The organism is Pseudomonas sp. ZY71, assembly GCF_036542145.1.
GTDB lineage: Bacteria > Pseudomonadota > Gammaproteobacteria > Pseudomonadales > Pseudomonadaceae > Aquipseudomonas > Aquipseudomonas koreensis_A.
On the sequence record NZ_CP144274.1, the window covers coordinates 1100038 to 1112588 of the forward strand.

The following is a 12551-nucleotide window of genomic DNA, read 5'->3' on the forward strand; positions in this document are numbered from 1 at the left end:
CTTTCCTTCTCTGTCACGCCAGATCTGAAAAACGGCTCATTTATTTTTGATGTTTTTTAAACCCGTGCTTCGACGCTCACCCAGTAACGGGTAAAGCGCCTCACCTTCACCGGCAAACTGATTTCCAGCAGGTCGAGAATCCGCTCGCTGTCGTCCAGCGGGTAAGTCCCGGAGATCAGCAGGTCGGCGACGTTCTTGGCGCAATTGAGCCGGCCGCGACGATAGCGGCCGAGCTCATCGAGGAAGTCGCCCAGGCGCATGTGCGCCGCGACCAGCATGCCGTCGGCCCAGGCGCCGCTGTTGGCATCCAGCGGTTTGGTCTCGCTGACCGATGCCGAGGTGAAACTGAGCTGACGCGCGACCGGCAGCAACATCGGCGCGCGTCCATTGCTGTTCAGTTCGACCCGACCGCCGAACAGCGCAACCTGCGTGCGATCGGCAAACTGGCGCACATTGAGGCGCGCGCCTTGGGTTTTCAGAAGGCCCTGAGCCGTGCGCACTTCGAAAGATTGCGCGGCCGTCAGGAGGATTTCGCCTTCGAGCAAGCGGATCAGTCGCGCCGAAGTGTCGACATCCACCGCGCTGGCTGTGTTGAGTTGCAACTGATCGCCGGCACCCAGTGCGACCTTGCGCCGTTGCCCGATCGGGCTGCGGAAATCGGCGAGCAGCGACGGCAGCGGTGTGTGTTCGCGCATGCCCCAAGTGACCGCCGAACCGGCGCCGAGAATCAGCAGCAGTTTCAGTGCCTGACGACGACTGCCGGACTTCGCTCCATTCAACGCCGCGTGCGCCAGTGGTGAGGACACTCCGCGTAAACGCTGGTTGACCCGCTGAATATGCTCCCACGCCCGACGATGCTCGCTGTGCGCATCCAGCCATTGTTGCATCGCCATTTGCTGGCGCGGACTCAGTGCGCCTTGCTGCATTTCCAGCAACCAATGCACGGCCTGTTCCGCCACTTGAGAGGAGAAATCCGGTGCGCGGTTCATAGGGCGAAATAGCAGCGCATCGCCGCTTTGTTCAAATGCCGTTTAACCGTGGCCACGGAAATGCCCAGTTCGCCAGCAATCTGTGGATAAGTCAGACCATCGACCTGCGCCAGCAAAAAGGCGCGTTTGACCTGACGCGGTAAACCGTCGAGCAACTCATCCAGTTCCATCAGGGTTTGCAGGATGATCGCCTTGTCTTCTTCCGACGGTGCGACCATGTCCGGCATTTGCGCCAGTGTGTCGAGGTAGGCGCGCTCCAGATCCTGACGGCGGTAATGATTGAACAGAACGCGTTTGGCCAGCGTGGTCAGAAAGGCGCGCGGCTCGATGATCACCGGCGGTTCGCGGGCGCTCAGCACCTTGATAAACGTGTCCTGTGCCAGGTCCGCCGCGCTGTCCGGGCAGCCGAGCTTGCGCCGTAGCCAGCCAGTCAGCCAGCTGTGATGAGCCTGATAGAGCGATTCGACGGGATGGGCGGACGACAACGGTGGACTCCGGGCGCTTTCTTGACGCGGTAGAGAGTACGTTAGAGAACAAGAAGTGTTCGCATTGTAGGTGGCGAAACGCTCAACCGGCAATCAGATGCTTTTGCGTATGAGAATATTTATCATTAATATTGCTCGCCTCAAGGTTCGGCTTATCGGTCGGACGTTTTTCGTTTCAGGGTCGAAACATGAAAGGCAAACTCGCCACACTTCCCATGTCCTATCGTCTGGCCGTCACCTCACGGCTGCTGGCCGCGGTGTTTGGCGGCTATCTCGTCGCGGCGCTGGCCAGTGTCACGCTGACGTTGTGGTTGCCGTTGAGTCGCGCCGAAGCGGTGGTGACCGGCATGACCATTTCCTTTCTGGTCTATCTGGTGGCGGTGCTCTGGTGTTTTGCCTGCCGTACGGCGTGGTCGGCCTGGGTTGGCTTGCTGGTGCCGAGCGTGATTCTGGCAACCATTTCCGGCGCGGCACGTGGATTGGGCCTGGCATGAAAGAGGGCTTTCGTCAGGCGATGGCCTGGCTGCACACCTGGGCCGGACTGCTGTTCGGCTGGTTGCTGTTCGCGATTTTTCTGACCGGGACGCTGGCCTATTTCAAAGATGAAATCAGCCACTGGATGCAGCCGGAAATCCCCGCGCGATCGGTGAGTGCCGAGACGAGTCTGACACTGGCTCAGGATTATCTGCAGCAACACGCGGCCGGCGCGTCACGCTGGCTGATCGATTTGCCCGATGCCCGGGATCCCGCCCTGACCGTGCGTTGGCAGCCAGCACCGGCAAAACCGGGTGAGCGCGGACGTTTCGAAGCGAAAACCCTGGATGCGCAAACCGGCACCGAAGTGCAGGGCCGCGACAGCATGGGCGGCGAGTTCTTCTACCGTTTCCACTTTCAGCTGCAAATGCCTTACCCGTGGGGCCGTTGGCTGTCGACCATCGCCGCGATGGTGATGTTTGTCGCGCTGATCACCGGGATCATCACCCACAAGAAAATCTTCAAGGACTTCTTCACCTTCCGCCCGCGCAAGGGTCAGCGCTCCTGGCTCGACGGGCATAACGCGGTCGGCGTATTGGTGTTGCCGTTTCACTTGATGATCACCTACAGCAGCCTGGTGATTTTCATGTCGATGGTCATGCCGGCGAGCATCGTCGCGTCGTATGGCAGTGACGTGCGCACGTTCTATGACGAAGTTTTCCCGGCGTCGAAGACCCCGGAACGCGCCGATATCGCTGCGCCGTTGGCGGCCATGGCGCCGCTGTTGAGCAAGGCCCGCGAGCAATGGTCGGGCGGCCATACGGCGCGTCTGTCGGTGAGCAATCCGGGCGATGCCAATGCCACGGTGGTGCTGTCGCGTGCCGGCGATCGCGTGGTGCATGATTTTGGCCGTGCCGTGACCTTCAACGGTGTGACCGGGCAGATGCTCGGCAGCACACCGGAACAGCCGATGGCGATGGCGGTGGGTGGCGCGTTCTATGGTTTGCACATGGGCCACTTTGCCGGGCCGGTGTTGCGCTGGCTGTATTTCATCTGCGGGCTGGCGGGTACGGCGATGATCGGCACCGGGCTGGTGATCTGGCTGGGCAAACGTCAGCTCAAACACGCCAAGAGCGGCGTGATGCCGTTCGAACTGCGGCTGGTGGAAGTGCTGAATATCGCCAGCATGGCCGGGCTGGTGTCGGCGGTGGCGGTGTTCTTCCTGGCCAATCGTCTGTTGCCGGTGAGCCTTGCCGAGCGTGCAGATTGGGAGGTGAACGCTTTCTTCATGGCCTGGGGCCTGAGCGTGCTGCACGCGATGGTACGACCGGGGCGCAAAGCCTGGGTTGAACAGCTTGTGCTGGGGGCGGCGCTGTTTGTCGCGGTGCCGCTGATCAATGCGCTGACCACCCCTTGGAATCTCGGCGTGGCTTTGCTGCAGCGCGATTGGGCGTTGGCCGGTTTTGATCTGGCGTGCCTCGCAACAGGTTTTTTCCTCGCTTGGGCTGCATGGACAATGCAGCGCGCTGGCAACACGGTCAGCGTTAAAAAGCCTCGTCGCGAAAAGGCCCAGCCGATCATTCTTGAGCAAGGGACGAACTGATGCTTTTGCCCTTGTTGCTGACTTACGCCGGATTCACCGCGTTGTGCCTGTCGATGCCTCGCCACCACGATGAATTGCTCGGCCACAAGCCTTCCGCGCGTCGTCGTCAGAGCCTGGCATTATCCGGCTGGTTGCTGCTGGGCTTTTCGCTGTGGGCGGCGGTGACCCCCAACGGCTGGAGTTTCGGCCTGGTCGACTGGTTCGCCGTACTGATGCTCAGCGCCCTGGCGTTGGTATTGCTGCTGCCGTATCGCCCGCGTTTCGCGTTGGCGCTGGCCGGTGTCAGTCTGCTGGCCAGCCCGGTTGCTGCATGGGCGCAGTGCTGAAGTGCTGATCGGTCTGCCGCCGGAATCCCGCGACGACGAGCCGCGCGGGGCGCGTGCGCATTTTCTCCAGGTGTTTTTGTCCCAGCGTTCGCAAATGGAAGCGCTGGTGAACCGCCGCGTCGGTTGCCGGGCGACGGCGGCAGATCTGGTGCAGGATCTGTTTCTGCGTTTCTGGCGGCGGCCGCTGGTGCAAGTCGAAGAACTCAGCACCTATCTTTTGCGCTGCGCCGGCAACATCGCCATCGATCATCTGCGCAGCGAAGGCACCCGCACGCGGGTCAACGAGGGCTGGCAACCGGACGCGCCGGACAGCCACGGCAGCGAACCGCAAGCGGCGCTGGAAGCGGGCAATGATCTGAAGCATGTCGAAGCGGCGTTGCGCGCCTTGCCCGAGCGCACCCGGCAGATCTTTTTGCTCAATCGCATCCACGGCCGCAAATACGCGGACATCGCCAAAGCCATGGGCTTGTCCCAAAGTGCCGTGGAAAAACATATGATGCGCGCCCTCGAGGCCTGCAAGGCCAGCCTGCGCGAACCCGCGCCACGCCTGCCAGGGAAAGCACCGTGAAGCCATCCGACTCCATTATTCCGACGCCCGCGCAAGAGCAGGCTGCGTTTGCCTGGCTGAGCCTGTTGCATGACCGGCCGAGCGCCGGCGATCAACTGACCTTCAGTCAATGGCTGCGTGCCGATCCGGCGCATGCCGAGGCCTATGCGCAGGCGCAAGTGCTCTGGGAATTGAGCGAAAGCCCTGCGCGCACGCTGGCCGATGAAGAGGCCTTGGCATTGCAGGGCTATCTCGATGCGATGGATCGCCCGCGTCGTCCGCAGCTTTTGCGTTGGTCGGGGGCGCTGGCGATGGCGGCGTGTCTTTTGCTGATGGTCAGCCTCGGCACCGGCTGGCAACCGCAGCGCTGGATCGATGATCTGGGCGCGGATTATGTCTCGGCGCCCGGTGAAATCCGCACGGTGATACTCGCCGATCAATCGCAAGTGACGCTGGATGGCGATAGCGCGATTGCCGTGGATTTCAGTCAGGGCGAGCGACATGTTCAGTTGCGTCGTGGTGCCGGTTTTTTCACGGTAACGCACACTGGCGAGCCGTTTGTGGTGGAGGCCGAAAAGGGCGAGGCGCGGGTGCTCGGCACGCAGTTCGAAGTGCGACTGCAACCGCATGGCGCGCAGGTCACGGTGTTGTCCGGACGCGTTGGGGTGACGGCGGATCGCGACGGCGAACAGCAGGTTCTCACCGCTGGTCAGCAGGTTGCTTACGGCGAAGGCACGGCGCAAAAGCTTCACGCGGTGGACAGCGAGGCGCAACTGGCCTGGCGTCAGGGCTGGCTGACTTATTACAAGTCGACGCTGGGCGATGTGGTGGACGATCTGCGGCGTTATTACCCGGGGCGGATTGTGTTGCTCAACGATGAACTGGCGGCGCGCAAGGTCAGTGGCAGTTTTCCGAGCAAGGATCCGCAGGCGGTGCTCAGTTCACTGCAAGGGGTCATGGGATTTGAGCAGCATCAGGTGTTGGGGCATCTGATTATTTTGCGTTGAGGCGCTAAAGCCATCGCGAGCAGGCTCACTCCTACAAGGGAACGCATTCCAAATGTAGGAGTGAGCCTGCTCGCGATGGCGCCCGATCGAACACCACAAAAAATAATTTTCAAATGTTGGTGAGGTAAACCCAAGCCCCATCCGTGTAGTGACTGAAACTGCGAGTCATTCGCATCCGTTGCGGTTCTACACAGGTCATTGAGTCATGAAGTCCAGGGCAAAATCGGGTTCGGTCAAACAGTGGTTGGGCGTGTCGGCATTGAGTTTTTCGGCATTGGCATTGCTGCCGATAAGCGTGTCTCTGGCCGCTGAAACCGTCAGCAGCCAGGCGCAAAAGCAGTTCAATTTTTCCCTGGCCGCCAAACCGCTGCCGCAAGCCTTGAGTGACCTCAGCCGCGTCACCGGGCAAAGCGTGGTCTACACCGACGAAGCGCCGTACGGCCTCACCGCGCCGGCCGTCAATGGCCAGATGAGTGCCGAACAGGCACTGCAACGCTTGCTCAGTGGCTCTGGCCTCAACTTCCGCCGCACCGATAGCCACACGCTGGCACTGGAGCCGAAACCCACTGAAGGCGCGTTGAACCTCGGCGCCACCACCATCACTTCACTGCGCGACGAATCGATGAGCTATCAGCCGCCGGAAACCAGTTCGGTGATGCGTTCTTCGGCGTCGTTGCAGGAAATCCCGCAGACCGTCAACGTCATCCCGGCGCAAGTGATCCGCGATCAGGCACCACGCAATCTCGATGATGCATTGGCCAATGTCAGCGGCATCACTCAGGGCAACACCTTGGGCAGCACTCAGGATTCGGTGATGACCCGCGGTTTCGGTGACAACCGCAACGGCTCGATCATGCGCGACGGCATGCCGATCGTGCAGGGCCGTGGCATGAACGCCACCGTTGATCGTGTCGAAGTGCTCAAAGGCCCGGCTTCGTTGCTGTACGGCATTCAAGACCCGGGCGGCGTGGTCAACCTGGTCAGCAAGAAGCCCGAACTGACGCAGTACAACGCCCTGACCTTACGCGGCTCAACCTACGGCGAGGGCAAGAACGGTAGCGGCGGCACCCTCGACAGCACCGGCCCGTTGGGCGATTCCGGGCTGGCCTATCGCATGGTACTCGACCACGAAGACGAAGATTATTGGCGCAACTTCGGCACCCATCGTGAAACCCTGATCGCCCCGTCGCTGGCCTGGTTCGGTGAAAGCACCAAGCTGCTGTTTGCCTACGAACACCGCGAATTTCTCACACCGTTCGACCGTGGCACGCTGATCGATCCGCGCACCAATCATCCGCTGGACATCTCGCGCAAGGAGCGTCTGGACGAACCGTTCAACAACATGGAAGGCCGTTCGGATCTGTATCACTTTGAAGCCGATCACGAACTCAACGACGACTGGAAAGCGCATTTCGGCTTCAGCTGGAACCGCGAAACCTACGACGCCAGCCAAGTCCGCGTGACCGCCATCGACACCAAAAAAGGCACGCTGACCCGCAGCATGGACGGCACCCAGAATGCGATCAGCACCGACCGGTTCACCACGGCCAGTCTTGAAGGCAAGGTCAACCTGCTGGGCATGCAGCATGATCTGGTGTTCGGCGTGGATGACGAGTACCGCAAGATCTACCGCGAGGACTTGATCCGGCAGAAAAGCCTGACTACGTTCAGCTACCTCAATCCGGTGTACGGTCGCGAAGTCGCCGGTACGACGGTCAGCGCTCCCGACAGTGCGCAGACCGATGAACTGCGCAGCGATTCGGTGTTCATGCAGGACTCGATTCACCTCAACGACCAGTGGATTCTGGTCGCCGGCGGGCGCTTCCAGGAGTACGACCAGTACGCCGGCAAAGGCGTGCCGTTCAAGGCCAACACCGACAGCAACGGCCAGAAGTTCGTCCCGCGCGCCGGTCTGGTGTATCGCTACACCGACGCCTTGTCGTTCTACGGCAGCTACACCGAATCGTTCAAACCCAACTCGACCATCGCCCCACTGAGCGGCAGCAGCACCGTGCTCGACGGCAGCATCGCGCCGGAAGAAGCCAAGTCGTGGGAGCTCGGTGCGCGCCTGGATCTGCCGGGGCGTGTGACCGGCAACATTGCGTTGTTCGACATCAAGAAACGTAACGTGCTGGTGGCCAACTCCGAAGGCCCGACGACGATCTACAGCGCGGCCGGTGAGGTGCGTTCGCGCGGTCTGGAAATGGACCTGACCGGTCAGTTGAGCGATCACTGGAGCATGATTGGCAGCTACGCCTACACCGATGCCGAAGTCACCGAAGACCCGGACTATAAAGGCAAGCGCCTGCAAAACGTGGCGAAGAATTCCGGCTCGTTGTCGGCGGTGTATGACTTCGGCAGTGTGATTGGCGGTGACCAGTTGCGCGTAGGGGCTGGAGCGCGTTATGTCGGTGAACGTGCGGGGAACGCGGTCAACGATTTCGACTTGCCGAGTTATACCGTGGCTGATGCATTTGCCACTTACGACACCAAAGTTGAAGGGCAGAAGGTCAAGTTTCAGCTCAATGTGAAGAACCTGTTTGATCGCACGTATTACACCTCGGCGGCGAGCCGGTTTTTTGTGTCGATGGGGGATTCGCGGCAGGTATCGCTGTCGAGTACGTTGGAGTTTTGAGGCAAGATCAAAAGCCCCTCACCCTAACCCTCTCCCGGAGGGAGAGGGGACTGACCGTGGGATATTCCAGAGGTACACCGACTTGAACGTGATGCTTTGAATCCATAATCGATTCGGTGTTTCAGGTCGACGTACAGCGCCAGACACCTCGGTCGGCTCCCTCTCTTTGGGGGAGAGGGGACTGACCGTGGGATATTCCAGAGATACATCGACCTGAAAGTAATGCTTGGAATCCATAATCGACTCGATCATTCAGGTCGATGTAAAACGCCAGACAACTCGGTCGGCTCCCTCTCCCTCCGGGAGAGGGCTGGGGTGAGGGGAGAGGGGCTCAACGCAAAAACGCCTGCCGATACTCTCCCGGCGTCCCGCCCAACACCTGCTTGAACCGATTAGTGAAATGACTGGCACTGGCAAACCCGCACGCCAGCGCAATCTCACCCAACGGCAACGCCGTCCCGCGCAACAACTCCCGTGCCCGGCTCAAGCGCCGCGCCAGCACGTATTGATGCGGCGGCAGGCCGAAACTCGTCCGGAACATCCGCGCAAAGTGGTATTCCGACAGGGCACACATCCCGGCCAGTTGCCCCAGGCTAATCGGCTCGGCCAACTGAGTGTCGATGAACTCCACCAATTGCCGACGCTGATGTGGTGCGAGCCCGCCCTTCAAACGCAAACCCTGACGTGCGCCGACCTGACTGAGCAAAGTGTGGCTGATCAATTCATGGGCGAGGCTGCTGGTCAGCAAACGCTCGGCGGGTTCGTCCCAATTCAGCGTCAGCAACTGCCGGAAGCGTTGTGCCTGTTGTGGGTCTTCGAGGAAGGTCTGCTCGCGCAATTGCATCTCACGGGGTTCGCGATCCAGCAGCGTGACGCAACCGAGGGCAAATTGTTCGGCGCTGAAATACAGGTGCGCCAAGCGGATATCGCCGTTGATCACCCAGCCTGACTCGTGATCGGCCGGCAGGATGCACAGCTTGTCCGGCCCGCCTTTTTGACCGGGTTGATCGCGACGGAATGTGCCGGTACCACCGGCGATGTAGCAGGACAGGGTGTGGTGGCTCGGCGCTTCATAATCCTGCGCATCGTGGTGGTTGGTCCACAAAGCGGCAGACAAGCCGTCGCCAAGCTCGGCGCTGTGCACAAGGCGTGCGTTGGGCGAGCTGTTTAACGCTTGAAAGACTTGCAGGGTATCGATGGCGGCCATGGTCGGTTCTCTTCAACGCTTTGCATCCTACTCCGTGGGCGCCGCGCTGCCAGCCTCCCGCCAGACAAAAGCGCAAGAATCTGCAAGCGCGCAACGCCCGCCCGGGCAGACACTCAAGGCCTATCGAGGAGTGTGTGCCATGAACCTGTCGTTGTATTTGCTGACCGTGCTGATCTGGGGCACCACCTGGATTGCCCTGAAATGGCAACTGGGCGTGGTGGCGATTCCGCTGTCGATCGTCTATCGCTTCGGCCTCGCCGCGCTGGTGCTGTTTGCGCTGTTGCTGCTCAGCCGTCGCTTGCAGCCGATGAACCGCCGTGGGCATCTGATCTGCGTGGCGCAGGGGTTGTGTCTGTTCTGCGTCAACTTCATGTGCTTCCTGACCGCCAGTCAGTGGATCCCGAGCGGTCTGGTCGCGGTGGTGTTTTCTACCGCAACACTGTGGAACGCGCTGAATGCGCGGGTGTTCTTTGGCCAGCGCATCGCACGCAATGTGCTGATGGGCGGTGCGCTTGGGTTGTTCGGCCTGGGCATGTTGTTCTGGCCGGAATTGGCCGGGCATCAGGCCAGCCCGCAAACCTTGCTCGGTCTGGGCCTGGCGTTGTGCGGCACCTTGTGTTTCTCGGCGGGCAACATGCTTTCGAGTCTGCAGCAGAAGGCCGGTCTCAAGCCGCTGACTACCAACGCCTGGGGCATGGCCTATGGGGCGGCGATGTTGTCGGTGTGGTGCCTGGTCAAGGGCATTCCGTTCGACATGGACTGGAGCCCGCGTTACGTCGGTGCGCTGCTGTATCTGGTAATCCCGGGTTCAGTGATCGGTTTTACTGCGTATCTGACGCTGGTCGGACGCATGGGCCCGGAGCGCGCGGCTTATTGCACGGTGTTGTTTCCAGTGGTGGCGCTGAACGTCTCGGCATTTGCTGAAGGTTATCAGTGGACAGCGCCGGCGCTGGTCGGTCTGGTGTTAGTGATGCTGGGCAACGTACTGGTGTTTCGTAAACCGAAAGCGGTGGTGGCGCCGGTACAGGGAAAGTTGGCTTGAAATAAACGAGCGCTGAACTTCAGCGCTCGACTTTCAATGTGATGTAAATCATTGCCGGGAAGATGAAGTCAACGATATGTCGCGCCCAATCCTTGGCATTCCAAGATTGCGAAGTGTCCATGTCAAACCATTCCACACCCACGGTTTGCAGGCACACGTAATAAATGAAAATGGCTGCCAATATGCCCATGATCGAGAACTTTTTTGCCTCGTGGAATATCTCTGCGGAAGCATCGATGTGGCGATATAACTGATAAGTGCCTATCAGGCACAGGACGGTATACGTGACTTCCAGCGTGATGATGAACCAGTAGATCCGGTGATGAATCATCGGTGATTCAATGGCTCGGTACTTGATGGATTCACTGGCGGTGGTGGTGTCCATACTCAGGATATGAGCCACGTAGGTGTAGTTTGAATTGTAGTCGGTAAAGTTGTGGATCATCACCAGCACGCCAAAGAAGCTGATGTAAGCCATCAATATGACTTTGCTGTAACGAATGAGTTTTTCGGTTGTCAGGGTGTTCAAGGTATAGGCTCTCCATAGCGTTTGTCGATTATTCGACAGGCAGGCAGAGCTTATAATGCTGTTGTTTAATTGGCTTTGTTGTTCAATTTCAAGTTGTGTAAGGCATAACTAACGGGCAAGTGCGATAACGCACTTGCCCGTGTTTTTTTATCCGCGCCAGACTTGCGGGTTGACCAGATCCTGCGGGCGTTCGCCGAGTAGGGCGCTGCGCAGGTTGGCCAGTGCACGATTGGCCATGGCTTCACGGGTTTCATTCGTCGCCGAGCCGATGTGCGGCAGAGTCACGGCATTGCTGAGCTGGAACAGCGGCGACTCGGCCAGCGGTTCTTTTTCGTAGACGTCGAGGCCGGCGCCACGAATGCGTTTGGTTTGCAGGGCTTCGATCAGGGCCGGTTCATCGACGACCGGGCCACGCGATATGTTCACCAAAATGGCGTCCGGTTTCATCAGGGCCAGTTCGTGATGGCTGATCAGGTGGCGGGTCTTGTCGCTGAGCGGCACCACCAGGCAGACGAAATCGGCTTCGGCGAGCAGTTGATCGAGGCTGCGAAATTGTGCGCCGAGTTCTTGTTCCAGGTCGGTCTTGCGGCTGTTGCCGCTGTAGATGATTGGCATATTGAAGCCGAAGCGGCCACGACGGGCGACGGCGGCGCCGATGTTGCCCATGCCGACGATGCCGAGGGTTTTGCCGTGGACGTCACAGCCGAACAGCGGGGCGCCGACGCTGGCTTGCCATTGGCCGGCCTTGGTCCAGGCGTCGAGTTCGGCGACGCGGCGGGCGCTGCTCATGATCAGGGCGAAGGCGAGGTCGGCGGTGCTTTCGGTGAGCACATCCGGGGTGTTGGTGAGCATGATCCCGCGTTCGTTGAAGTAGGCGAGGTCGTAGTTGTCGTAGCCGACGGAGACGCTTGAGACCACTTCCAGTTTTGTCGCGGTTTCGAGTTGGGCCTGGCCGAGTTTGCGGCCGACGCCGATGAGGCCGTGGGCGTGGGGCAGGGCTTCGTTGAATTGGGCGTTGATGTCGCCGGCTTTTGGGTTGGGGACGATGACGTCGAATTCTTGCTGGAGGCGTTCGATCATGGGTGGGGTGATGCGGCTGAAGGCCAGGACAGTCTTTTTCATCGTTGTTGGCTCTTGTTCGGGCTTGATACCAAGCACGCTAACATTTCTGGCTTGGGGTTGTCTTGGCGGCCTCTGGGCCGACCATGTTGTGGTTGTTCGGTGTGTTTATCCGTTTCTTCGGTAATGGCGGCTTAGGGTTTCGCCCTGACGGCGACTCACTTTTTTTACAAACGCCTAAAAAAAGTAAGCAAAAAAACGCTTGCTCCTACGTGCGGCCCGCTCGCTGGGGCTCGGGGTTCCTTCGCTCCGGGATCGATCCGGGCGCAGCGCCTACGGTTTGCTTCGCTGCACCTCCTCTCGCTGTGTTTGGCTTCGCCAAACGGTCGCTGCGCTCCCACGCCCGGATCAATCCCTCCACTCAGCCTTCCGACGTCGCCCGTGGATCAAGATCAAGAGCAGGCGAGCTGACACTCGGCCTATTGAGTGGTGAAGAGCGGGTGTTCGGCTTTGGTTTTGTGGTGGATTCGCCCTCACCCCAGCCCTCTCCCCAAGGAGAGGGAGCCGATTTGTGGGCTTTTCAAGATCTGAGTTCAACGCGGTATTTCAAGTCGGCGTAACTCGCCCAAACACCTCCGTCAGTCCCCT

At 59.9% G+C, this 12551-nt stretch carries 13 protein-coding genes; 8 read left to right on the plus strand and 5 right to left on the minus strand.

All coding sequences use genetic code 11. The features are described from left to right. Nucleotides 1–56 precede the first annotated feature (56 nt). Together VY732_RS04710 and VY732_RS04715 are read right to left on the minus strand one after the other, a co-directional pair. On the minus strand, nt 57–989 hold the full coding sequence (locus VY732_RS04710) for a DUF4880 domain-containing protein (RefSeq protein ID WP_331694766.1): 933 nt from the start codon (nt 987–989) through the stop codon (nt 57–59). Further along, complete coding sequence (locus VY732_RS04715; RefSeq protein WP_116029523.1) at nt 986–1474, minus strand: sigma-70 family RNA polymerase sigma factor; 489 nt, start codon at nt 1472–1474, stop codon at nt 986–988. Before VY732_RS04715 ends, VY732_RS04710 begins: the two co-directional genes overlap by 4 nt. Nucleotides 1475–1662: 188 nt before the next feature. Here VY732_RS04715 and VY732_RS04720 point away from each other — a divergent pair, with 188 nt between their 5' ends. From VY732_RS04720 to VY732_RS04745, 6 genes are all read left to right on the plus strand, one after another. Further along, nucleotides 1663–1968, plus strand: coding sequence for a DUF3649 domain-containing protein (locus VY732_RS04720; RefSeq protein ID WP_331694768.1), 306 nt, complete (start codon nt 1663–1665; stop codon nt 1966–1968). Beyond that, nucleotides 1965–3551, plus strand: coding sequence for a PepSY-associated TM helix domain-containing protein (locus VY732_RS04725; protein WP_331694770.1), 1587 nt, complete (start codon nt 1965–1967; stop codon nt 3549–3551). The genes VY732_RS04720 and VY732_RS04725 overlap by 4 nt, the downstream gene beginning before the upstream one ends. Then, nucleotides 3551–3877 (plus strand): DUF3325 domain-containing protein, encoded by a 327-nt coding sequence (locus tag VY732_RS04730; RefSeq protein WP_116029524.1) that lies wholly within the window; start codon nt 3551–3553, stop codon nt 3875–3877. The genes VY732_RS04725 and VY732_RS04730 overlap by 1 nt, the downstream gene beginning before the upstream one ends. Nucleotide 3878: 1 nt before the next feature. Continuing rightward, nucleotides 3879–4445: an RNA polymerase sigma factor gene (locus VY732_RS04735; RefSeq protein ID WP_034154542.1), complete on the plus strand. Its 567-nt coding sequence runs from the start codon at nt 3879–3881 to the stop codon at nt 4443–4445. Next, nucleotides 4442–5431 (plus strand): FecR family protein, encoded by a 990-nt coding sequence (locus VY732_RS04740; protein WP_331694772.1) that lies wholly within the window; start codon nt 4442–4444, stop codon nt 5429–5431. The genes VY732_RS04735 and VY732_RS04740 overlap by 4 nt, the downstream gene beginning before the upstream one ends. A gap of 205 nt (nt 5432–5636) precedes the next feature. Next, the gene (locus tag VY732_RS04745) at nt 5637–8066 is read left to right on the plus strand and encodes a TonB-dependent siderophore receptor (protein ID WP_331694774.1); all 2430 of its coding nucleotides are present in this window, start codon (nt 5637–5639) and stop codon (nt 8064–8066) included. Between the two features lie 331 nt (nt 8067–8397). On the opposite strand, the gene VY732_RS04750 is transcribed toward VY732_RS04745, so the two are convergent. After that, nucleotides 8398–9273 (minus strand): AraC family transcriptional regulator, encoded by an 876-nt coding sequence (locus tag VY732_RS04750; protein WP_186616525.1) that lies wholly within the window; start codon nt 9271–9273, stop codon nt 8398–8400. Between the two features lie 139 nt (nt 9274–9412). Here VY732_RS04750 and VY732_RS04755 point away from each other — a divergent pair, with 139 nt between their 5' ends. Then, nucleotides 9413–10315 carry a DMT family transporter gene (locus VY732_RS04755; RefSeq protein ID WP_331694777.1) on the plus strand — a complete coding sequence of 301 codons (903 nt, stop codon included), beginning with the start codon at nt 9413–9415 and terminating at the stop codon, nt 10313–10315. Between the two features lie 19 nt (nt 10316–10334). On the opposite strand, the gene VY732_RS04760 is transcribed toward VY732_RS04755, so the two are convergent. Together VY732_RS04760 and VY732_RS04765 are read right to left on the minus strand one after the other, a co-directional pair. After that, nucleotides 10335–10844 carry a DUF2165 domain-containing protein gene (locus VY732_RS04760; protein ID WP_077571198.1) on the minus strand — a complete coding sequence of 170 codons (510 nt, stop codon included), beginning with the start codon at nt 10842–10844 and terminating at the stop codon, nt 10335–10337. A gap of 147 nt (nt 10845–10991) precedes the next feature. Continuing rightward, on the minus strand, nt 10992–11966 hold the full coding sequence (locus VY732_RS04765) for a 2-hydroxyacid dehydrogenase (RefSeq protein ID WP_331694778.1): 975 nt from the start codon (nt 11964–11966) through the stop codon (nt 10992–10994). Between the two features lie 83 nt (nt 11967–12049). On the opposite strand from VY732_RS04765, the gene VY732_RS04770 reads away from it, so the two are divergent. Next, nucleotides 12050–12523: a hypothetical protein gene (locus tag VY732_RS04770; protein ID WP_331694779.1), complete on the plus strand. Its 474-nt coding sequence runs from the start codon at nt 12050–12052 to the stop codon at nt 12521–12523. Nucleotides 12524–12551 lie beyond the last annotated feature (28 nt).